The sequence below is a fragment of the Synechococcus sp. BIOS-U3-1 genome, from assembly GCF_014279975.1.
Classification (GTDB): domain Bacteria; phylum Cyanobacteriota; class Cyanobacteriia; order PCC-6307; family Cyanobiaceae; genus Synechococcus_C.
This window is the reverse complement of sequence record NZ_CP047936.1, coordinates 2239358-2258993: the sequence shown is the minus strand read 5'-3', so window position 1 is coordinate 2258993 and position 19636 is coordinate 2239358. Positions and strand designations below refer to the sequence as shown.

Annotated in this window: 25 protein-coding genes, 1 pseudogene and 1 riboswitch; of the genes and pseudogenes, 10 read left to right on the top strand and 16 right to left on the bottom strand. The window is 47.9% G+C overall.

Annotation, left to right across the window (positions count from 1 at the left end):
- Positions 1-65 precede the first annotated feature (65 nt).
- From SynBIOSU31_RS12405 to SynBIOSU31_RS12390, 4 genes are all read right to left on the bottom strand, one after another.
- A complete protein-coding gene (locus tag SynBIOSU31_RS12405) occupies positions 66-950 on the bottom strand; it encodes a tetratricopeptide repeat protein (protein ID WP_186490485.1) in 885 nt (294 codons plus the stop codon).
- Positions 951-1190: 240 nt separating this feature from the next.
- Positions 1191-1421 carry a Nif11-like leader peptide family natural product precursor gene (locus tag SynBIOSU31_RS12400; protein ID WP_186490484.1) on the bottom strand — a complete coding sequence of 77 codons (231 nt, stop codon included), beginning with the start codon at positions 1419-1421 and terminating at the stop codon, positions 1191-1193.
- A 137-nt stretch (positions 1422-1558) separates the two neighbouring features.
- On the bottom strand, positions 1559-2389 hold the full coding sequence (locus tag SynBIOSU31_RS12395; RefSeq protein ID WP_186490483.1) for a tetratricopeptide repeat protein: 831 nt from the start codon (positions 2387-2389) through the stop codon (positions 1559-1561).
- Between the two features lie 928 nt (positions 2390-3317).
- On the bottom strand, positions 3318-3512 hold the full coding sequence (locus SynBIOSU31_RS12390; RefSeq protein ID WP_186490481.1) for a hypothetical protein: 195 nt from the start codon (positions 3510-3512) through the stop codon (positions 3318-3320).
- A 401-nt stretch (positions 3513-3913) separates the two neighbouring features.
- Between SynBIOSU31_RS12390 and SynBIOSU31_RS12385 the strand changes: the two genes are divergently transcribed.
- From SynBIOSU31_RS12385 to SynBIOSU31_RS12365, 5 genes are all read left to right on the top strand, one after another.
- On the top strand, positions 3914-4075 hold the full coding sequence (locus SynBIOSU31_RS12385; protein WP_186490479.1) for a hypothetical protein: 162 nt from the start codon (positions 3914-3916) through the stop codon (positions 4073-4075).
- Between the two features lie 54 nt (positions 4076-4129).
- Complete coding sequence (locus SynBIOSU31_RS12380; protein ID WP_186490477.1) at positions 4130-4495, top strand: AbrB family transcriptional regulator; 366 nt, start codon at positions 4130-4132, stop codon at positions 4493-4495.
- A 1192-nt stretch (positions 4496-5687) separates the two neighbouring features.
- On the top strand, positions 5688-5939 hold the full coding sequence (locus SynBIOSU31_RS12375; protein ID WP_186490475.1) for a hypothetical protein: 252 nt from the start codon (positions 5688-5690) through the stop codon (positions 5937-5939).
- 1181 nt (positions 5940-7120) lie between these two features.
- Positions 7121-7303, top strand: a complete 183-nt coding sequence (locus SynBIOSU31_RS12370; RefSeq protein WP_186490473.1) for a hypothetical protein — start codon at positions 7121-7123, stop codon at positions 7301-7303.
- Between the two features lie 117 nt (positions 7304-7420).
- Entirely contained in the window at positions 7421-7714 is a 294-nt protein-coding gene (locus SynBIOSU31_RS12365; RefSeq protein ID WP_186490471.1) for a hypothetical protein, read from the top strand.
- Positions 7715-8411: 697 nt separating this feature from the next.
- Here SynBIOSU31_RS12365 and SynBIOSU31_RS12360 read toward each other — a convergent pair.
- From SynBIOSU31_RS12360 to SynBIOSU31_RS12355, 3 genes and pseudogenes are all read right to left on the bottom strand, one after another.
- Positions 8412-8669 (bottom strand): hypothetical protein, encoded by a 258-nt coding sequence (locus SynBIOSU31_RS12360; RefSeq protein WP_186490469.1) that lies wholly within the window; start codon positions 8667-8669, stop codon positions 8412-8414.
- An 884-nt stretch (positions 8670-9553) separates the two neighbouring features.
- A pseudogene (locus tag SynBIOSU31_RS14845) lies at positions 9554-9691 on the bottom strand (high light inducible protein); the annotation flags it as partial.
- Between the two features lie 53 nt (positions 9692-9744).
- Entirely contained in the window at positions 9745-9915 is a 171-nt protein-coding gene (locus SynBIOSU31_RS12355) for a hypothetical protein (protein WP_186490467.1), read from the bottom strand.
- 395 nt (positions 9916-10310) lie between these two features.
- Between SynBIOSU31_RS12355 and psbA the strand changes: the two genes are divergently transcribed.
- Complete coding sequence (gene psbA / locus SynBIOSU31_RS12350; protein WP_186490358.1) at positions 10311-11390, top strand: photosystem II q(b) protein; 1080 nt, start codon at positions 10311-10313, stop codon at positions 11388-11390.
- A gap of 842 nt (positions 11391-12232) precedes the next feature.
- Here the strand turns inward: psbA and SynBIOSU31_RS12345 are convergent.
- On the bottom strand, positions 12233-12391 hold the full coding sequence (locus tag SynBIOSU31_RS12345; RefSeq protein WP_186490465.1) for a hypothetical protein: 159 nt from the start codon (positions 12389-12391) through the stop codon (positions 12233-12235).
- Between the two features lie 551 nt (positions 12392-12942).
- Between SynBIOSU31_RS12345 and SynBIOSU31_RS12340 the strand changes: the two genes are divergently transcribed.
- On the top strand, positions 12943-13287 hold the full coding sequence (locus SynBIOSU31_RS12340; RefSeq protein WP_186490463.1) for a hypothetical protein: 345 nt from the start codon (positions 12943-12945) through the stop codon (positions 13285-13287).
- A 155-nt stretch (positions 13288-13442) separates the two neighbouring features.
- Here SynBIOSU31_RS12340 and SynBIOSU31_RS12335 read toward each other — a convergent pair whose 3' ends face one another.
- The 4 genes from SynBIOSU31_RS12335 to SynBIOSU31_RS12320 all read right to left on the bottom strand — a co-directional run bounded on the left by SynBIOSU31_RS12335 (position 13443) and on the right by SynBIOSU31_RS12320 (position 15079).
- Positions 13443-13667 (bottom strand): Nif11-like leader peptide family natural product precursor, encoded by a 225-nt coding sequence (locus tag SynBIOSU31_RS12335; protein WP_186490461.1) that lies wholly within the window; start codon positions 13665-13667, stop codon positions 13443-13445.
- A gap of 19 nt (positions 13668-13686) precedes the next feature.
- Positions 13687-13950, bottom strand: coding sequence for a Nif11-like leader peptide family natural product precursor (locus tag SynBIOSU31_RS12330; protein WP_186490453.1), 264 nt, complete (start codon positions 13948-13950; stop codon positions 13687-13689).
- A 138-nt stretch (positions 13951-14088) separates the two neighbouring features.
- Positions 14089-14316, bottom strand: coding sequence for a Nif11-like leader peptide family natural product precursor (locus SynBIOSU31_RS12325; protein ID WP_186490445.1), 228 nt, complete (start codon positions 14314-14316; stop codon positions 14089-14091).
- Positions 14317-14452: 136 nt separating this feature from the next.
- Positions 14453-15079 carry a tetratricopeptide repeat protein gene (locus tag SynBIOSU31_RS12320; RefSeq protein WP_186490436.1) on the bottom strand — a complete coding sequence of 209 codons (627 nt, stop codon included), beginning with the start codon at positions 15077-15079 and terminating at the stop codon, positions 14453-14455.
- A 256-nt stretch (positions 15080-15335) separates the two neighbouring features.
- Between SynBIOSU31_RS12320 and SynBIOSU31_RS12315 the strand changes: the two genes are divergently transcribed.
- Positions 15336-16049, top strand: coding sequence for an SDR family oxidoreductase (locus SynBIOSU31_RS12315; protein WP_186490428.1), 714 nt, complete (start codon positions 15336-15338; stop codon positions 16047-16049).
- On the opposite strand, the gene SynBIOSU31_RS12310 is transcribed toward SynBIOSU31_RS12315, so the two are convergent.
- Entirely contained in the window at positions 16050-16256 is a 207-nt protein-coding gene (locus tag SynBIOSU31_RS12310; protein WP_370593631.1) for a DUF3104 domain-containing protein, read from the bottom strand.
- Between the two features lie 457 nt (positions 16257-16713).
- Here SynBIOSU31_RS12310 and SynBIOSU31_RS12305 point away from each other — a divergent pair, with 457 nt between their 5' ends.
- Positions 16714-17094 (top strand): DUF805 domain-containing protein, encoded by a 381-nt coding sequence (locus SynBIOSU31_RS12305; RefSeq protein WP_186490427.1) that lies wholly within the window; start codon positions 16714-16716, stop codon positions 17092-17094.
- A 140-nt stretch (positions 17095-17234) separates the two neighbouring features.
- Here SynBIOSU31_RS12305 and SynBIOSU31_RS12300 read toward each other — a convergent pair whose 3' ends face one another.
- Positions 17235-17678: a cupin domain-containing protein gene (locus tag SynBIOSU31_RS12300; protein WP_186490426.1), complete on the bottom strand. Its 444-nt coding sequence runs from the start codon at positions 17676-17678 to the stop codon at positions 17235-17237.
- A 216-nt stretch (positions 17679-17894) separates the two neighbouring features.
- Positions 17895-18401, bottom strand: a complete 507-nt coding sequence (locus SynBIOSU31_RS12295) for a hypothetical protein (RefSeq protein ID WP_186490425.1) — start codon at positions 18399-18401, stop codon at positions 17895-17897.
- 24 nt (positions 18402-18425) lie between these two features.
- On the opposite strand from SynBIOSU31_RS12295, the gene SynBIOSU31_RS12290 reads away from it, so the two are divergent.
- On the top strand, positions 18426-18635 hold the full coding sequence (locus SynBIOSU31_RS12290) for a hypothetical protein (protein ID WP_186490424.1): 210 nt from the start codon (positions 18426-18428) through the stop codon (positions 18633-18635).
- A gap of 206 nt (positions 18636-18841) precedes the next feature.
- On the opposite strand, the gene SynBIOSU31_RS12285 is transcribed toward SynBIOSU31_RS12290, so the two are convergent.
- Positions 18842-19450 (bottom strand): HupE/UreJ family protein, encoded by a 609-nt coding sequence (locus tag SynBIOSU31_RS12285; protein ID WP_186493048.1) that lies wholly within the window; start codon positions 19448-19450, stop codon positions 18842-18844.
- A 34-nt stretch (positions 19451-19484) separates the two neighbouring features.
- Positions 19485-19633, bottom strand: a riboswitch (cobalamin riboswitch).
- Positions 19634-19636: the final 3 nt, after the last annotated feature.

Sequence of the window (19636 nt, the reverse complement as noted above, 5' to 3'; positions counted from 1 at the left end):
GAGACGGTCTCGCTGCTTCCGACAGCAAAAACCCCGCACTTGGCGAGGGTGTTTTCTGTCTTCTTTTAAAAAGAGAATGGTGTTAGAGGTACGACCTCAAATTCATAACCGTGATCCTGTCTCAACAGCAATCCTCCGTGCTCTCCGCTCCAGGAAACCACCTTGGTCGTGCCCCTGTATTCCTCTGGATATCCATAGTCGGGATTCTGAAGAACACATCCAGCATCAAGGCAAGAGCCCTTAAAAATCGAAAGCCTTGATGAAACCCTTCCAGGAGGTGTCCAAATACCTATCGCCTTATTAATACGGTCAACTTTGAGTTTGCATGGTTCGCGCACATCGTCCTCGTTAATGCATTGAGAATCAACAAAATCATCCGGGGCCGGTTTGCCTTCAATTGAGAATGGCACTCCATCTGGAACACCCTCACCCCGCAATGAATAGCCTTCTGCAGCGGCTTGATCAGCCTCTGCTGACTCTCCAACCAGCATTTTTTCCCATTCCATCTGCTGAGCAGATGTAGATGCCTGACACTGCTTCTTCACCCATTCAGCAGCAGATTGATGTCCAAGATCTACTGCTTTTCTCCAATCATCACAGGCACCTTTTAGGTCTCCAATCAATTCCTTGGAAGCACCACGATTACTATAAGCAATGGCATCCTTCGGATTAATCTCTAGTGCCTTATTATAATCAGCAATCGCTCCTTGATAATCTTTTAATCCATTCTTTGCAATGCCACGATTGGTATAGGCACCGACATCCTGAGGATTAATCTCAATTGCCTTCGTATAATCAGCAATTGCTCCTTGATAATCACCTTGTTTATATTTGTCTACTCCACTATTGAATAAATTATCCGCTAAAGGGTTCGCGTTTGCAATAACCAAAGGCGACCCAAGAGCAAGCACGGACAGCGCCGCAGCAATGGCAATAGTTCTGCGAGACATTCGTTTAGTGTTCTGCTTCGCTATGAGCCTAGGTGTACCTCAAAGATCATGGCAATAAAAAACCCTCTAACTGCGCTCAATCGTGCCAGGCATTGAAGGCTGATTCATGAGCTTTTAGGTGTGATTGAAGAAACAAAAAGCCCCTGTCAATGCAGAGGCTTTGAGTGTGTAAGTTTTGAAGCCGAGAGGAAAGTGTTATTCACTCCACCTCAGTATAGACAATATCTTTACTGACTTCCTTCAGCAGTAGAAAGTTTCCACCTTCCAACTTTGTTTACAGTAAGTTCCACCAGCCACGCCTTCCAGCTCCTCTTCACTGAGCTGATTGACCTTATCAGCGGTGAATTCATGACCGTGTTCTTTAGCAATGCCCACAACATCTTCAGGTGACTTAGCTGCTTTTGGCTTCTCCTGAAGATTGGAATCGCCTTTGACCTTCTCTAGGAATGCCTTGAGTTGTTCTAGGGACATGGGTAACGGGAGGCTTTAAGTGTTTTAGCAACGGTTTGCTGCAGTGTCTTTGGCTAATACTTACTTGCGCTCAATCGTGCCAGGTATTTGAGGCATTCAGGCGTGATGATCTCATCGTGTGATTACAGGACTAATCCCTAACACTGCTCTTTAACCCATTCAGAAGCGATTTCCTCGCCAAGATCTGCTGCTTTTCTCCAGTCATAACAGGCACCCTGAAGATCATTCACCAATTCTCTGGCAATACCACGGTTTCGATAAGTATAAGCATTCTGAGGATTAATCTCTAGCGCCTTATCGTAATCAGCAATTGCCCCCTGATAATCATCCAAATCAGACTTAGCGATGCCACGGTTCCCGTAGGCATCGCCATATCTAGGATTAATCTCTATTGCCTTATTGTAATCAGAAATTGCTCCTTTATGATCTTCTAGCTCGTACTTGGCATTTCCTCGATTGTAATAGGCAAGGGCAAACTTGGGATTGATCTCTATCGCCTTTGTGTTATCAGCAATTGCTCCCTGATAATCATCCAAATCACACTTGATATTGCCACGATTGTAATATGCTGTGGCATACTTGGGATTGATTTCTATCGCCTTCGTGTAATCATCAATTGCTCCTTGGAAATCTTTTAGCACTCTCTTGGCAATGCCACGATTGTTGTAGGCATTGGCATTCTGAGGATTAATCTTTATTGCCTTATTGTAATCAGAAATTGCTCCTTTATGATCTCCTAATTTATTCTTGGCGACACCACGGTTAACGAAGGCACTGGCGTATTCAGGATTAACCTCTATTGCCTTATTGTAATCAGAAATTGCCCCTTGATAATCACCTTGATTGTACTTTACCTGTCCACTATCATATAAATCATCCGCCAAAGGGTTCGCGCAAGCGGTAATCAACGGCGACCCAAGAGCAAGCACAGACAGTGCTGCAGCAATGGCAGTAGTCCTGCGTGACATTCGTTTAGTGCTCTGCTGTGCTGTGAGCTTAGGTGTAGCCCAAAGATCATGGCAATAAAAAACCCCGCACTTGGCGGGGGATGTTCGATCTAAGCCGCGACGGTACTTGCTGATCCGTCATCAATATTCAAATGAGTCACAAGACAGCTAGTGATGCAATTTTTGTCATTCAAATCGCATTCTGTGATGCAGACGAAATAATCATCAAGTGCATCCCATCTTTCAGTGATAGAACTCTGAAGGGGTTCTTTCTTCAATTCATACATGCTTTGCTCCCGAGTGAGCGCTCTATAGGAGGCACTGCACAAGAAAGTCAAATAATTTGTGTCGGCGAATAAACTACCTAGCAATTCACTCATAAGAGAAAATACTCATTGGCATTGAACATCTCGCAGACCTAGCGCGTATCCCGTGCCAAACACCTGCACGGGTCTCATGCAGAAAGTGCCGCTTAGCTGATTTCTGCAAAAGCACAATGGAACCAAAGCAGCAATCCAATCACACCCAAAAACCGAACAAAAAATAAATACCTATTTGCGAAATAATAAATCTGTGCGCTTATTCATTTGGATAAGCATAAGTTCGACACACGAAATGGAGACGAGCATGAATGCATCCCAAAAAACTCCAGCCTGCTTTCTACGCTGGAGTGTCCAAAAAGTAACTAAAAGCTTATACGCAGTCACGGCAACTATTGACGGTTCTGATTACGACTTTGTTGGCAATTTTAAGTCCATTCAAGAAGCTCAAAAAGCAGGTAGGCGCTACGTCTCAGACCTTCTGCATAACTCACTTTCCGGCGGCCGTTTGTCACTCAGATCAGCCAAAAGCTCCCACGCCTAGAGAGAGCTTTATCAGACTAGTGGCTAATCGATTTTCAACATGCCGATTTCTCTTGCAGCAAGAGGGAATCTGATGATTTCTTGCTTCAGGGATCGGCACCAGCCAGAACAGAAGTAGTTGAATTGACTTGATGGTTCAAAGCACTGGTCCAGGGAACACAGGTGATCACATAACTGCTGTGATCACTGCAGTGGGAGTAATTGGTGGCCTGAGCTGCTTGGCGGTTGTCATCGTTGGCGGCTTCATTACTGCAGATGCAGCCAAAGACGAGATCAAGCAAATACCCATTGAGTCGCCAATACCGATCGAGGCTCCCCTAACTCCTTAATCCTTCTGGCGATGGCAAACCGATGAGTCACAGACAGGTGTCACCAGAACAACGATCAGCTCTCCAGCGGCACCACAACAGCACTGCCGTGTTAGCCAACATTGCGGAGAGATTACTTTGTGAGGGGAGACCTTGTGACGACGAGCCCAGTGATACCTCCATCACCGCCGGGCAGAATGACACGATTGAAAAAGCCGCCGCCAAGCGGCGCAATTAACTTTTCGGAGAGATCGAACAGACATTGAGGTTCTGATATGACTAAACCATTCAGCACGAACCCGAAACTGACAGAGTGGGATCCGTCTTCCCAATAGATCAAGACCATCACAGAGGCACGTCGTCTACTTGATCTGGTGCCCGAAGAAGAGGGTGAAGCCACCAACGCCTTAAGGGTCAACCTACTGAATGTTTATTCCCGCCTTCACCCCGAAGTGATTGACCCAAAGCAGTTGGTTGACGAAGCTAGTCAGTTCCTGGCGCAGCGAATTGATCGCCGCCATCATCGCCACACTTAATCAGTTGACGACGCATCATTTCTGAGCCATTAATGAAGTAACAGAGAAAACAACATGCTCACTGGATCTGAACTGCTCGCCAAAGTCAAAGACCTTGGTGATGTCTCAAAGACTGATCTTGCAACAGCTTGTGGCTACGTCTCCAAGAAGAAGGACGGTTCAGACCGTGTGAATTTCACATCCTTCTATGAAGCCTTGCTCAAAGCAAAAGGCATTGACTTAGGTGGCTCTGCTGCTATGGGCAAAGGGGGTCGCACGCTTAGCTACACAGCAAAAGTGCAAGGCAATGGCAATCTGCTGGTCGGCAAAGCCTATACAGCGATGCTTGAACTACAGCCTGGTGACGAATTCGAAATCAAGCTAGGCAAAAAGGCAGTTCGCTTGATCCCAGTTGGAGAAGAGGAAGAAAAAGAAGAGTGAGAGACTGTGCAAAGCCCTGATCTCACCAACTGCCCTACCTGCTGTGAGGTAGGGCTGAATATATATAATCAAAACCTGTTGATGTCATACACCCATTCTTTATTGCATGAGTATAAATCGGACAGCAGAAGGAATCAAATCAGTCAAAAATTTATAGCCCTTTTGAGCTAATGCAAAACCGATTTAACTATCGTTCTTTGCAATAGCAAAGAGCATTGCAAACTATATAAAAGAACTTACAAATAAAGCATAAACTCTATTAGTGGAAGTTAAATATGCAGAAAGGCCCTACCTTATTAAGCTATCGCCATCGACCAACGTGTCTTAAACAATCTATGAATCAAAATGAGCAAATGAACGGAACAACCATACCTTGCCAAGAAAATAACTGATAGCAGATTACTAATAAACTACTCTGTTGAGTTTATAGATACTCAAGGCAAGTGTGGCAGTTGAAAAACTTACAAGGAATAAAACTGTAATTTGGTCTGTCATTGCTTAGCGGTTCGATTAATCTTATAGATGTTGAGAGTGAAACAAGCGGTTGCAAAGCTGGCAAATAGAACAAGAAGGTCAGTAGTGTTCATTTAGGTAAAGCTGTTTCTAACACCATAGGGACTCTGTTTCGGTATATGAATGCGTATAACCGAACCTATCTCGAAAGCCGGCAGAGAGTTTTGCCTGGATTCCAAAGTACGTATAGCAGAGGAATATTTTTCATCACATTTAAGAATCACGGACGGCTTTATATGCCCAAATTAAGTGGAGCTCAGCTTAATAATAAATGTCCAAACATGCCATGCCTGGACCCAGGCAAAAGAGAAATGCCAGTTGACATGCACCATCTGAAGGCAGACAAAGCATCAGCCCTGATTGATCAACGATGAGAATTGGTGGAGCTACATTCCACCGTACAATGCTGCAATCAGTGCCAAGTCTTTACAGGGTCAGGTACTGCTTGAAAACACTCTTGATAACCTAGACAGGCTTAGTGTTGACGAACTAAAGCAAGATGAATAAGAATTTATCGCATTATTGCATGTCTGTTTCATGCTGAATTGGTTAATACAAAGTTCATTAGGCTATAGATAACATCGTGAATGCCTGATAGCAATGAAGCAAGGCATGGGCTGATGCCTGCGGTTAACAAGATGAAGACAGTAAAATAGCTTTTACGTTTTGTGCTGTTACTATGTCCGACGATTCAGACCTGATGTCACCTGCAGAGTTCTTTGATGCCTGCCTTCTAGAGCTTTGCTTAGACGAAATCTTTGCGGATGCTGATCGCTGGGCGTTCCACATTCAAAGGAACATCGTAGATATCGCTGTCCTCCATAACAAAGAGAACTCCTACGTCTTAACTGGCGATGAGCCTGTATGGATGCTGGAGCTATTTAGAAAAAATAAAGTATCCATTGAGGGTGAGGTAAGCCCTAATCAATAGCTTCGGTTCTCCGCATCAACAGCAATGAATGGCTTTTAGCCTAGATTCACCAATAATTGAAATTATGTTCTCATTCCCGACACTTGATTCAGTTTTTGACAGTAACAATGCATTTTCACCTCGTGTATATGTCATCTCTGACTCACATTATCGGCAGATGCAGAAAAACAAAATCGAGAAGCAAATTAAAGCACTAGAAGCTAGAGCTGAAGAGCACCGGAAATAGCTTGAGACAGTTAAATCTTCAATTCAAGAACTGAAGAACGACATCAGTGAACTTACAGAATTTTAATAGTGAGGCTGTCGTTTAACTGATGAGTGATTATTGGACCACAATTAGGCTGAATGGTCCGCCTTTCTTGATTTCAATACATAGCCTCTGGCAGATCTTATTTCTGCCAATGATGCAAATCCAATAGCGTACGTTGCAACCCTCCTCCCATTTTACAATATTGGACACAGTGATATTTTGTCTTTGAGAGTTCGCACAGGTAATGTGAAACTTGGTTTTACCAACCGTGGAACCTGCCAGAATCAATGAACGATGTGCCGGTTGGATACAACCTAGCCACAGCCTATAGATATTATTGGCCAAATAATAGATATACTACAAAATTCAAGGCTAGTAAAAACTAATAGTGGAAATTCTTGACAAATTTCCAATCAGAACATGCCGGTAGATTAGATGTATCGTCACATTCAATCCTGTATTCTGCTATTGCCCGATCAGCATCATCAAAATCTCCCTTCTAGCATAGCCATTGGTTAGTGACTCCTTCAAGCACGCACTTGCGATCTAGTTCAAACCAGTCGTTTGCTCCTGCCCCGCCGTAAGCCTTGATAAAATCAATCTATTCTTCTTGGAAGCCCATTCATCGCAGGCTTCCTTCGCCTGGACCTGAGATGGATAGCTACAACTGGCTAGTCCTTGTAAAAGAAGGACGTCTGCGACTTGTTTTATTTGGGCTGTGCCTCTGATCGAAGGCTAGACCCGAGTCTTCTGATATACCCCAAAGATCAAGGCAAGAATAATCCCGCTTGCCTCACAGCAGATAGGACTTGATACAACATAGGAGAGCATGCCACTCAAAAGCAGTCGAGTGATCCCGAAGTAATTAAAGATCTTTGCTGTTATGTGGCCAGATCAGGCCGAAGCTTTAGGTGAATCCACTTTTGGATCTATGAAAAGTCACAAGCGCTATACGGTTAGGCACCGAGAGTCCAGTAGTCGAAGAGTCGAAAGCTGCTACTACGCCGGAGATGCGTACGAAGCAAGGATTCTGGCTATGGAGGTGGTTCCTTTTATCAAGGCTCACCCCCACTCCATTGAAGAGATCCGCTGCGAAGACACCGAGCAGGGCTAGACAAACCCCGAAGCTCGAGGCAACAAAAGACCCGCCTTCTAAGAGCGGGTCTTGAATCGATATCAGTCGAGGAGTCTCACATCAGTGAAGGTTGAAGTGTTGATGATGAACTGATGAATGCCATACCGCTTATCAGAACTCTCCACCCTCCTCATTGCTGTCAGTGATGAAAGAAGCAGCAGGCTTGATAAAGGGGTGACCTCTATCGGTGAGGCAGGAGACATTCATTTCACGCACCTAGGCCATTGCTTCGGTGTCTGCCTTAGTAATCTTGGCTGGCTTGGGCAGAAGGCTGTAGCTCGTTTCGAGACCAGTCCCACGGCGTGTGAGCTTGAGTGTGAACCCAGAGACAGCGTCATCAGTGAAGCCATAGTCACAGTCTTGTCATGCCTCGGTGATGACCTCACGTAGAGAGCTCTTCTCAAGAACCAACAGCTCAGGACCCTTACGCAACGTTCGTCACAGCCTTAACTAATGCTTTAACAATGGGCTTAATAAAGCTGGCTCAATGTATTGCCTACGGGGAAATTGTTAATTACACAAGACCAGGTGATCACCTAGCAAAATAATCTTTTCAGCCGTAGTTGCCTTACATCAACATTGTCTATGTGGTATACACCTATCATTTCGATGACCAGAAGTAAATGCAACTTGTGATATGCAGACAGAGCCCATTCACATACGTGAGCTGAGTTTGCTGTGTGAAATACCTAGTGATTGTTGCTACTTGCTTTTTTGCAAAAATCGTTTATAAGTCTCTTAGTCGACGAGAACCTTGTGAATATGCCTCCTCATTCATTCATCAAAAAAGACGCAGGTCCTATCAAAAAGTGGTGGAAAAGCCGTATCATTATGCTAGTTGACACAATGAATGAAGATGGTGCTAAGGCTTTGTATAAAGAATTCCATATAGATGAAAAATCCTAGACCTCTATTGCGTTATTGACGATTTCTCCTTGGCATTAACTCTATCTCTTAGTTTACACAAAGAATTCTGAGAAAGCTATAAACCAAATTCTCCCGTCTCCTAGGGTTGAGGCGGCTGAAGACCATGGCACTGCAGATCAACTCCCGCCTTATATGCTTTACTTAAGTGAACAGAGACATATCAAGCAAAGACTGTCTCTGAAGGCTTTGCAGTGATAGAAATATCTCCCACATCAAGATTATCTGCTTCGGTGATCTTATCAGGATTAGTGTCTATGCCTTCAGACTTAAGGCGCAATCGAAGCTCTTTGACTGTCAGAAGAGATTCATCAGACTTTTGAATATTACCGACTGAACGGAAGTATTCAGACCGGACCGTCTCCCATCTAATTGCAATTTCAAACTCCTCTGATGTTGAAAGTCTTATGCGTGATGCCATGACAGATCCAAGTGGATAACTAATACTAAGAAACACTTAAAACAATCCGCTATCGAAAACCATACTGATTTGTAGCAATAACCGAACATATCAATATTTATATTTTCACATTTAATTTAGGCATAGGCTCTAAAAGGCTGCCAAGTCTCCACCAATCAAGGGCCAGAGACCAGCAATTGATAATGACGAAGCGTACTATTGGCATGCTTCAGATGCAGATTCGTAAAGCAGACCGAAATTTGACTCACAGCCCTTCAAGTTGGTTACTTTAGGAAAAGTCGAATCATGTTTCAAGCAAACTACTAGAATTGACGGCCATTTTTTATTCATTGCAAAGACACTGATTTTCAGGGTCAAATAAGTGCTACTGCGCCGAGGATGCAACTAACTCCAAAATCTGCAACTTCTGAGCTTGTCAAGACGTTTCTGAGGTTGAGTCATCACCGCTCTGTTGTTTTGTGCACAGGCATCAATGAGAGCTGCTCCCACTAAGGCTTCTACTTTCACCCGCTCAATACAAATGTCGATCAGATCAGCGCAATCGACACCACAACAGCACTGGCGAGATGACCAACATCACAATGCGGCTGCTTTGTGAGGGGAGACCGCGAGACGACGAGCCCGGTGACATCGCCATAATCGCCGGGCAGATCATCGTGTCAGCCAACTAGTTGAACAGAATAAAAAGTTGATTAGATGTCCGCAAACGACACCATTGCGGAGATCAGGTCATCGACAACACCAAACGAGGCTGCTCAAGAGGTCAACATCACAGTGTGGTCGCGCGCATTACAGGATGCACGCGATCACGTGATGATGAGTCCGGCATGGGCACCCGCCGGGCAAGTCGTCACGAATGCGACCCCGATTGGGCGGGGTCGGAAACCGATTTGACCGAGAATTCCCTGGCCGGTGACCAGCTCTGTGCCAAGGCCGATGACGAAGCCCAGCATTGCTAAACGACCATTTCAAGTCTCAGCAAAGTTGCTGAAACCGAATCGAGTTTGAGTTGAAGTTGTCATGTCTTTGATTGAGTGGGTGAGCCTCACAATTGTGAGGCTTGGGTCTGCTGTGATCAGCCAGCTACAGCTGAGATGCTGTACGGAGCTTCGGGGGAGCTAGTGGGCATCGGATCAAGCTTGCCCAGTGCCAATGCTTTGGCGCGGATATACATCTGACTTGATGTGGCACCAGCTGCTTCCATCGCTTTGGCGACAACATCCCAATTGCGGATTTCAGTTGACATTGCTGATCGTTTGAAGATAAAAACTATCGCCAGCAAGCTGGCCTACCCGTGACGGAGAAACCCGCCAAGGGACCGAACATCCGAAACGAGAAATGTCCCGCTATGTCCACCCTGATCGGACTGGGTCGATGTTCATTTGTGGTCTTGGCATCTAGTTGTTCAGGCAAAAATCACAACGACTGCACAAGTTCCCTTTCTGGTCGTTCATCAACCACCCCACATGGCCATAGCAGGAACGATTAGCTGAGCTGATCATTGCGATCAAGGTTGCTGTCCCGTTTTTGGCGAGACGAATGGTTCACATTGCGCAAAACAGCTTTACATTGGCGTGGTCGGTTATCCGACTTTCTTTACTTGCCGCCGGGTTTCGACCCACAGGCTTCTTTCCCGTTCTCATGACCACCACCATTCAGCAGCGCTCCGGCGCTAACGGCTGGCAGCAGTTCTGCGAGTGGGTCACCTCCACCAACAACCGCCTCTATGTGGGCTGGTTCGGTGTGCTGATGATCCCCACCCTGCTGGCTGCCACCACCTGCTTCATCGTTGCGTTCATCGCAGCACCCCCCGTCGACATCGACGGCATCCGTGAGCCCGTTGCTGGCTCCCTGATCTACGGAAACAACATCATCTCTGGTGCTGTTGTTCCCTCCTCGAACGCCATCGGCCTTCACTTCTATCCCATCTGGGAAGCTGCTTCTCTTGATGAGTGGCTGTACAACGGCGGTCCTTACCAGCTGGTTGTCTTCCACTTCCTCATCGGCATCTTCTGCTACATGGGTCGCGAGTGGGAACTCTCCTACCGCCTCGGCATGCGCCCCTGGATCTGCGTTGCTTACAGCGCACCTGTGGCTGCTGCCTCCGCCGTGTTCCTGGTTTACCCCTTCGGTCAGGGTTCCTTCTCTGACGGCATGCCCCTGGGCATCTCCGGCACCTTCAACTTCATGTTGGTGTTCCAGGCCGAGCACAACATCCTGATGCACCCCTTCCACATGCTTGGTGTGGCTGGCGTCTTCGGTGGTTCACTGTTCTCCGCCATGCACGGTTCACTGGTGACCTCCTCCTTGGTTCGTGAAACAACCGAGAGCGAGTCCCAGAACTACGGCTACAAGTTCGGCCAAGAAGAAGAGACCTACAACATCGTGGCTGCCCACGGTTACTTCGGTCGCCTGATCTTCCAATACGCGTCGTTCAACAACAGCCGTAGCCTGCACTTCTTCCTGGCTGCCTGGCCTGTTGTCGGCATCTGGTTCACCGCCCTTGGCGTGTCAACCATGGCCTTCAACCTGAACGGTTTCAACTTCAACCAGTCCATCCTTGATGGTCAGGGCCGCGTCCTGAACACCTGGGCTGATGTGCTGAACCGCGCCAACCTCGGCATGGAAGTCATGCACGAGCGCAACGCTCACAACTTCCCCCTCGACCTGGCTGCTGCTGAGTCCACACCTGTGGCTCTGCAAGCACCTGCCATCGGTTGATCTGGAATCAACAAACGATTCAGGTCAACTGAATCGGAAAGCCCCCTCTCACGAGGGGGCTTTTTGATGGCTTGCTGTTGGATCAACGAGCACCGAATCATTTCGTGTTCAGTGGCAAGAACGTTGAGTTCCCAAGAGGAAGGCCGCCCTTCCGGTTGGAAAGACGGCCTAACTCGCTCGTTTGTGCATTGTTCAACCCATCACTTGTTGTGGAAGGAAGGGGTCGAAGCGTCTGGCTAGAGGCGCCCTGGGGCCATTGGCTCTAGGTGTCGGGTGCGAACTCCTGGGGCACCTAGAGCGGTGCAAGCGGAGCGTCGATTGGCGTGGCGTACAAGGAATGCCCACCAAAGGACCAACCCAGGTCATGGTTGAGACTGTTGGAGCAGGGGCCAGAAAGTCAGTCTGCTTCTGGAATCTGCTGTGTTGGACCGTCGTCTGTCATGAACGCCTCCGATCTCGTGGCCTCACTCTCCACCCGCAGTGGCGGTCTTGCCATCGGTCGAATCGCGCATTGCCTAAGAAGCCAATCCGTCCGACGTTGGAGGCTTATGCGTTTGTTGCTTGAAGAGGAAAGGGGGCGGTATCCCTATCGCCCTAACTCATGTTCTCGATCTCACGTCTTTGACCGCGAATGCTGTCAGCCACAAAAAAATGGCACCGGCGTTTGAACCGAGGCCTCGTCACTCATGACGTTGATACAGGTCTAACCAGTCTGTGAGTATTTATGCGTACGGCTTGCTACACAGTTGAGGTTCGGTCACTCAAAGAGCCCACCATGCGGGGTCATTAACCCAGCCCTTCGAGGTCCATAACCAATTCAACTCAAAACGCACTGCTTCGACTTAAAACGACTGAGGCATCAACTCGGACACGTTGGGCATCGGGTCAGGCTTTCCATCAGCAATGGCTCGTGCACGCAGATAAAACCAGCTACTGGTGTCGTCATTGGCTTCCATCTTTTCAGCGATGGCAATCCAGTTGTTGATTTCGGCTTGATCCATGGGAATAAATCAGTTGATTAATCCTGGAAATCAAGCAGTGCTTCTGCGATTTCTTTCTGTCGTGATGACCGTCCCGGGACCAGCCCGATAAGGCTTGCCTTGCTTTTTTGAGGGGATGCAGCCTGGCGTAGTTGGCCATAAAAAACGCCCCCTCATGGAGCGTTTCGAACCAGATAATCCCCATCACCCGGCCCACCACAAATAGTGGTGATGGCCAGATAGTACCTGCCGTGTACTACCGGTGGTGTACGTCTGCACTTTCTCAACGATCCAAGGAATTTCCCTAAAAGTGCGCTTTACAGGTGCCTGAACAACGGATGGCTATGGATGCTGAGACACCTGAAGAGTTCAACGCCATTATTGAGAGCCTGTAGTGGACGAACTCAGTGAGTCCGCCCTAGTTGTGTCTAAAGAACGCCTCAAGCGTCTTCAAAAGGCACTTGAGGATGTCCGGCAGGTGAATGGTTCTCTAGACATTATTGAAGCTCTTCTAAGTGCTATAGAAGTCGAAGAGGCTAACTCCGTAGAATGAACCTAACGCCAATACTCGGATGAAATCTAAGCTTCTGATTATCGCTGTAATGGCATCCGTCGACATTGGCTTGCCTTTACACGCACAAACACTACAACAGCATTATAGAGCCGCAATTATTAGTACTATTGCGACGGCTCAATGTAACGTAATTAAGGAATTTATTTCAGAAGAAACTGCACATGAATTAATAGTAGCGACCGTTGAGGAACAACCTCAACTCAGGCCTGCTTATTTATGGGCAGTAGAATCGGACAATGCCAGAGCAGCTGTAGTCGGTTTGGCTTCTACTTTAGGTCCTTATTGCAACGGCAAAGTTGCTAACGAAGTTATTCAAAACGTGATACTTCCTAACTTGAAATAGTCATCATGCGCAAGTATTGATTGCGCCTGTTACCTCTTTTTCTGAGATTAAAAAGTAACTGAAGAAATAAAAAGCCCCTGTCAATGCAGAGGCTTTGAGTGTGTAAGTTTTGAAGCCGAGGGGAAGAAGTACGCCTAAGACGCCCCTGTCGCCATTCATGTGCCTCCACCCCCCGCGCCTAACCCAATATTCCAACCCCCAGCCACGCCTTCTAGCTCTTCTTCATTGAGCTGGCTGATCTTGTCAGTAGTGAATTCATGACCGTGCTCCTTGGCAATAGAAACAACATCGTCTTGTGACTTAGCTGCTTTCAGCTTCTCCTGAAGGCTGGAATCACCTTTGACTTTGGAGAGGAAGGCTTTGAGTTGTTCTAGGGACATGGGTTTGTTTGATTAAGGCTTAACCGCAACTTTGGCCTGCGGCTCTCAAAGCATTGCTTGCAGCATTTGTAGCAGCAATTATTGGAGTAATAGCAGTGCCGCCTGATACGCCTTCAAGCTCATTGTCAGTCAACTGGTTGATATGTTCGAGAGCAAAGTCATGACCATGTTCTTTAGCAATGCTTACAACATCTTCAGGTGACTTTGCTGCTTTGAGCTTCTCCTGAAGGCTGGAATCTTCGTTGACCTTGGCGAGGAATGCTTTGAGTTGCTCTAGTGACATGGGTGATAGGCCAGTTCAATATTTATAGCAATGGTCTGCTGCAGCGTCTTTGGTCAATAACTACTGCGATCAATCTTGCCAGGCATTGGAGTCTTGCTTATGGGATACCTAAGGCTATTGAAGCAATCAAAGACCTTGTCAATCCTCATAACATGCCGAGTCAAAGAAGGAAGTATCCATACCTCCAGACACGTTTTCTAGATCCTTTGTACTGAGCTGAATGATCTTATCAGCAGTAAATTCATGGCCATGCTCTTTGGCAATAGATACAACTTCATCAGAAGACTTTGCAGCTTTTAGTCTTTCCTGAAGGCTAGAATCACCTTTGACTTTTTCCAAAAAGGCTTTGAGTTGTTCTAGGGACATAGGTAACGGGAGTCTTTAAGTGTTTTAGCAACGGTTTGCTGCAGCGTCTTTGGTTAATACTTGCTGCGCTCAATCGTGCCAGGTATTTGAGGAATTCAGGTGTGATGATCTCATCGTGTGATTACAGGACTAATCTCTAACACTGCTTCTTCACCCATTCAGCAGCGTTTTCTTTCCCAAGACCAGCTGCTTTTTTCCAATCAAGACAGGCGCCCTTAAGATCATTCATGTTTTCTCTATCAATTCCACGATCCACATAAGCGTTGGCATACTGAGGATCAATCTCTATTGCCGTCGTGTAATCAGCAATTGCTCCTTGAAGGTCTTTTGATTTACCCTTGGAATAAGCACGATTGTAATAGGCAATGGCATTCTGAGGATCAATCTGGATTGATTCCGTACAATCAGAAATTGATCCTTGATAATCTTTTAAATGAGCCTTGGAAATGCAGCGACTTAAGTATACATCACCAAGCTGAGGATTAATCTCTACTGCCTTCGTGTAATCAGCAATTGCTCCTTGGTAATCTTGCAACTGAAAATTAGCGTCTCCACGGTATTCGTAGAGTACAGCACTTTTAGGATTAATTTCTATCGCCTTCGTGTAAGCAGTAAGTGCTCCTCGATAATTGCCTGAGTTGTAACTTTCAGCTCCTTGACGAAATAATTGATTAAATAAAGGGTTCGCACGAACGACATTCAACTGCGACCCAAGAGCAAGCACAGACAGTGCTGCAGCAATGGCAATAGTCCTGCGAGGCATTCGTTAAGTGTTCTGCTTCGCTGTGAGCTTAGATGTACCCCAAAGACCAATGCAATAAAAACCCCGCGCATAGCGGGGCGTGATTGGTGTGAGGTTTATGTCGGGAGATCGATAGCGACTACTCAACGCGCCGCCAGGTGTGGGTTTTTTTATTGCCATGGGCCCTTAGAAGGTTGTGGGTTTCAAAAGAAAGTTAATTACTCAGTGAAAGAATCTCTTGCCAAGCTATGAATAACCTAATCAGTCGATCGAAGCCATGACAACAGAACTGGTGGTGATTACAGGGGCGGGCGCAGGGATCGGGAAGGCTTTGGCACATGCTTTTTCATCGGCCGGTCACCCCTGTTTATTGATATCAAGAAACCAGGAGGCCGATCCCGCATTGGCCAATAAGGCAGTGCTCTACAGACAGCTCGATGTCTCCGATTCCCAAGCGCTGGGGGATGCCATCGCGTCAGCAGAGAGTCAGTACGGGGCCACAGGCTGTCTGATCAATAACGCAGGAATGATCCACATCGGTGGACTGGACAGTATCAGCTTCGAGCAGATCAACGAGGAAGTCGACACCATGATCAAAGGGGTGACCAATGGCATTCACCATGTTTTGCCAGGTATGCGAGAACGCAAATGTGGAACAATCATCAATATCAGCTCTATTGGTGACCGAAAGCCTGCGCCAGGAGCACCTGTGTATCACGCATGCAAACACGCAGTGCGCTCGTTGGGCGAGAGCATGAACATGTCAGAGGCAGAGCACAACGTCCGTGTGATCAACCTTGCGCCCGGACTGATCCGAACAGCGATTCATCGGAAGATGGGGATCAGCTTTGAGGAATACTGCGAAATGCTTGGCAATCCGACCTTCATTGAGCCGGTGGAACTCGCAAAAATTGTCCTCTTCTGTTGGCAGCAGCCACAACACATCTGCATTCGAGATATTGCAGTTATGCCGACTGATTGCGCATTCTGATCATTGCCCTGGAGCCTTCGGGAGGATGTGGGTCACCAGATCTGCATTGACCCAGCGGATCACGCCTGTATCCACATCACTGATCTGGAACAGGTTGTGGATCTTCGGGTCACGGGCACCACCACCGCAGTGGATCACCTGCCCTATCCACCAATCCTTGTCACGCTTCTCTCCGATCTGAAGGTCGTGCTGGACGATGACCGTCACCCCTGGAGCGACATCCAAAAAGATCGGGCGATCTGACTCTGGCGAGCTCTAGACCCCATGATCAACAGACATAGGCCTTGGTACTTATGTACCAGTCTAGGCGTCGTTGCTAGGCGCGGAATGTCGTAAAGGATCTCCGTCGGCATGGCGACTAGTAAATCCAGCAATTTATCTCGATCGGGCTGCTCCCCCCAGGGATTCGCCATGCAGCAGATCAATCAGCCGCCAGTCTGATTCGAATGATGGCCAGACTCCACTGATGCCGAAAACGGACCGCCCACTTGTCGATAGACACTCGCCGAAGACAGGTAGGGGTTAGCTGGTGAACGATGAGCAAGGGAGCAATGACGAACCAGAGGTCTGGACTGTCTAGATGCCAAATGTCGAATAAAACGATTCGTGGCTAAACCTATTGATGACTTCTATAACAGGTCATTAGGAGACAGCATCATTTTTCATGGGACCTGTAGAAGCATTCACAATTGCTTGGAGAAAGTCATTCACCTACGGCGGTAAAGCAACAAGAGCCGAGTATTGGTGGTTCTATCTCGTGAACTTGATTGTCATCATCGGGGTTTATGTGCTGATGGGGATTGCTGCTGCCAATGGCTTGGTAGATATTCAGGGACTACAATTCGTTTTTTCTCTATTATTTATTTATGTATTGGCAAGCGCTTTCCCCAATCTCTCGATTGTGGTTCGTCGCCTTCGTGATATAGGTAAAAAATGGACGTGGATGTTTATTAGCCTTGTCCCTTTCATTGGTGGCATCTGGTTCATTGTTTTGATGTGCCAACCCAGCGGGAAGTACGAAATAGGTCAAGCATCAAGCATGTGAAATAGTTCGGGGGCATGCCAAATAAGGACCGCCCACAGGTTGAACCTCACTCACCAAAGAATGGTGTTGACTGGTTTTATAATGCGCAGATAGCTCAAGACCAAAACTTATTATAATTGGGCAAAGAAAAGTGTTGTAGTTCACTTTTTCAAAATAGTTGTTTGCTCCCCTTTTTCTCCAGCGTAAAAAACAATTAGATTGACGTGCTTGTCGCCAACGGCTTTCCCTGAGTGCAGTGTATTTACGACTTCAATCAAAGCATCTCCGCTTTCATATCTTTTCTTAGTTCCATTTTGCAAATATAGCTCTAGCGTTCCATCAAGTATCACTGCTGCGTTGATGACTGGATGATAGTGCCAAGGGAGAGTCACACCTGCAGGAATTTTTATCCTTAGAACCTTAATTTCTGGTTGGCCTTGCGGATAGTTCGGCAAACGGGCTCCATCCCATTGTCTTGTTGAATTTGCAAGTCTCTCGATTTTGACACCAAGACTGTCCGCTCCATGACCGTCATGGGCTCTTGATATCTGGCTCTCTAGCGGGATGGTCAGTAGAAAAACAATCGTGAGTGCAAGTCGTTTCATGCGTTGATGGGATAACAAGCGAACTATGACTATTCAATCTTTATTGAACTGCGGAGTAACATTCTCTAAATGTTAAGCCCGTGATCAGACGGATTCTCAGGTACAACGCGATTGAGGCATGGGAAACGATGCTGAAATCAGTTGGCTGGAGACTATTTCAGTTGAGTTGGTGATAGTCAGCAAGCCTGTGCCCCCCTCCCTTGTCTAGGAGGAGAGTCAACTGCACTCGCTACCGCACCAAACTTCTGATGCTTTGTGTCGGCTGAGCTTTGCCCGGCAGCTACCTGAGCAGCACCTGGCATCCGCACGTTTGGGCATGAACGTGCAGCCACAGCAGCAGCACTGTCTCGGAGGATGGGCTGGCTTAAGAGCCCGGCGGCGACGGGCATCAGCAGCACGCCTTTCAAGTCGATCATCGAGCTGCCATTGACGCCCTTTAGCTAGCAGATCCAGCAGTGATTCGGTTTCTTCAGAGCTAGTGGCTTGGCTTGAGTGCCACAGCTGATCGCCAGCGACGAACCATGGTGTCCTGCGCCACCGGCGAGCACCGAAAGGCGCCCACCAAAGCTGACCTGATGTCGTGAGCTTCCACCAGCCTTCACTGTTTTGCCAGGGGGTTCTAGTCAGTTCCCGGCGGTGCATTGCAACGGGTCGCGGACTCGCTCTGCAGAGAGTTTGCAAGGGCTCTAGCTGCGGCGGCTTCTGGCTTTTACGGCTACGCATAAACGCACGTTAAGCCGTACCTCGATGGTCGGTTGTCCCCCTGTTGAGACACGGTCATCAGGTATAGAAAAGAACTGTTCCATTCCGGTAACCACCATGAATACCGATCTCATCAAGTGCCAATGCAACGCCGACTGTCAGTGCAGCGTCGAGGTCTCAAAAGCTGTGATGCGCGATGGCAAAGCCTTCTGCTGCGAACCATGCGCGGATGGTCTCATCTGTGGTTGCCGTTGATGGTCTGACCCTCATACTTCAATGCCCCGCTCTCACGAGTGGGGTTTTTGTTTGCCTGCAGTGGGCGGGTGGAAGCGGTGCCCACCAAATTGGTGAACACCGTCGCTGTGGGATTTTTCAGGTCCACTCGGGGTCATCCCGCATGGTTGATGTCACAGCCTTGAGTCATTCGGCCTCAGTGGCATTAAGACGTTTGACACTCTTGATCAGTCGATCAGGGCTACCCAGGCAAACGCCATACCAATGCCAATCCAGATACCAGCACTAAGCCGTTGCCCCTGAGCGCCGATGCGCTTCAGCAGGGCCTTGGACCAGCTGGTGACCACCAGCAGCAAGGCTCCCTGAGCGATCAGCAAGCCCAGGAAATAAGTCGCCAGAGGCGTGGGTTCGGCACCCACAATCGTGCTCCCGAGCAAAAAACCGTGCAGAGCCACCAACGGGAATAAAAGAGATGTAGGTATGGCGATAAGAGCCATCAAGCCTTCTGCAGCAAGAGTGAGAGACACCAGTGCCTCCGCCCAGGGAGCCACAGCATCCGGCAGGAGAATGAATTGAGACAGAACACTGCCGCTCAGACCAGCTGCCAGCAAGGGCAGCACCCAGGCGCGGGGTCGCGGTAGGCCGATCAAAGCGATGGCCAGTAAGAACAGCAGATGGTCAGGTCCCAGTAGCGGGTGGCCGAGGCCACTCAACAAGCCCTGTAGAGCGGTGAGGTTTGTGCTGTCTCCCATTCCGAAGGGGTGATGGGCATGGGCAGGGCTGAGCAGAGAAGCGGCTAGCAATCCCGCGGTGGAGATCACACCAGCCCGCAGCATGGGGCTGGACTTGGACAAGTAGTTCATACGATCCGCGTCGTGAGGAATCCTGGCGGGCGTTCTGACTGACGCGGGCGGAAAGCCGACGTTTCACAGCTGCGGGACAGCGACGGATTCGCACCGTTCTTTCCCCGTTTCCTTCAGCGGCTGATTCCCGCTGAAACCAGTGAACTCACACTACGGTTC

Bases quoted from the DNA above. Each gene is read 5' to 3' on its own strand.
- SynBIOSU31_RS12405 (WP_186490485.1), bottom strand. From the start codon at position 950: ATGTCTCGCAGAACTATTGCCATTGCTGCGGCGCTGTCCGTGCTTGCT.
- SynBIOSU31_RS12400 (WP_186490484.1), bottom strand. From the start codon at position 1,421: ATGTCCCTAGAACAACTCAAGGCATTCCTAGAGAAGGTCAAAGGCGAT.
- SynBIOSU31_RS12395 (WP_186490483.1), bottom strand. From the start codon at position 2,389: ATGTCACGCAGGACTACTGCCATTGCTGCAGCACTGTCTGTGCTTGCT.
- SynBIOSU31_RS12380 (WP_186490477.1), top strand. From the start codon at position 4,130: ATGCTCACTGGATCTGAACTGCTCGCCAAAGTCAAAGACCTTGGTGAT.
- SynBIOSU31_RS12375 (WP_186490475.1), top strand. From the start codon at position 5,688: ATGTCCGACGATTCAGACCTGATGTCACCTGCAGAGTTCTTTGATGCC.
- SynBIOSU31_RS12370 (WP_186490473.1), top strand. From the start codon at position 7,121: ATGAAAAGTCACAAGCGCTATACGGTTAGGCACCGAGAGTCCAGTAGT.
- SynBIOSU31_RS12365 (WP_186490471.1), top strand. From the start codon at position 7,421: ATGCCATACCGCTTATCAGAACTCTCCACCCTCCTCATTGCTGTCAGT.
- SynBIOSU31_RS12360 (WP_186490469.1), bottom strand. From the start codon at position 8,669: ATGGCATCACGCATAAGACTTTCAACATCAGAGGAGTTTGAAATTGCA.
- SynBIOSU31_RS12355 (WP_186490467.1), bottom strand. From the start codon at position 9,915: ATGTCAACTGAAATCCGCAATTGGGATGTTGTCGCCAAAGCGATGGAA.
- psbA (WP_186490358.1), top strand. From the start codon at position 10,311: ATGACCACCACCATTCAGCAGCGCTCCGGCGCTAACGGCTGGCAGCAG.
- SynBIOSU31_RS12345 (WP_186490465.1), bottom strand. From the start codon at position 12,391: ATGGATCAAGCCGAAATCAACAACTGGATTGCCATCGCTGAAAAGATG.
- SynBIOSU31_RS12340 (WP_186490463.1), top strand. From the start codon at position 12,943: ATGAAATCTAAGCTTCTGATTATCGCTGTAATGGCATCCGTCGACATT.
- SynBIOSU31_RS12335 (WP_186490461.1), bottom strand. From the start codon at position 13,667: ATGTCCCTAGAACAACTCAAAGCCTTCCTCTCCAAAGTCAAAGGTGAT.
- SynBIOSU31_RS12330 (WP_186490453.1), bottom strand. From the start codon at position 13,950: ATGTCACTAGAGCAACTCAAAGCATTCCTCGCCAAGGTCAACGAAGAT.
- SynBIOSU31_RS12325 (WP_186490445.1), bottom strand. From the start codon at position 14,316: ATGTCCCTAGAACAACTCAAAGCCTTTTTGGAAAAAGTCAAAGGTGAT.
- SynBIOSU31_RS12320 (WP_186490436.1), bottom strand. From the start codon at position 15,079: ATGCCTCGCAGGACTATTGCCATTGCTGCAGCACTGTCTGTGCTTGCT.
- SynBIOSU31_RS12315 (WP_186490428.1), top strand. From the start codon at position 15,336: ATGACAACAGAACTGGTGGTGATTACAGGGGCGGGCGCAGGGATCGGG.
- SynBIOSU31_RS12305 (WP_186490427.1), top strand. From the start codon at position 16,714: ATGGGACCTGTAGAAGCATTCACAATTGCTTGGAGAAAGTCATTCACC.
- SynBIOSU31_RS12300 (WP_186490426.1), bottom strand. From the start codon at position 17,678: ATGAAACGACTTGCACTCACGATTGTTTTTCTACTGACCATCCCGCTA.
- SynBIOSU31_RS12295 (WP_186490425.1), bottom strand. From the start codon at position 18,401: ATGCGTAGCCGTAAAAGCCAGAAGCCGCCGCAGCTAGAGCCCTTGCAA.
- SynBIOSU31_RS12290 (WP_186490424.1), top strand. From the start codon at position 18,426: ATGGTCGGTTGTCCCCCTGTTGAGACACGGTCATCAGGTATAGAAAAG.
- SynBIOSU31_RS12285 (WP_186493048.1), bottom strand. From the start codon at position 19,450: ATGCTGCGGGCTGGTGTGATCTCCACCGCGGGATTGCTAGCCGCTTCT.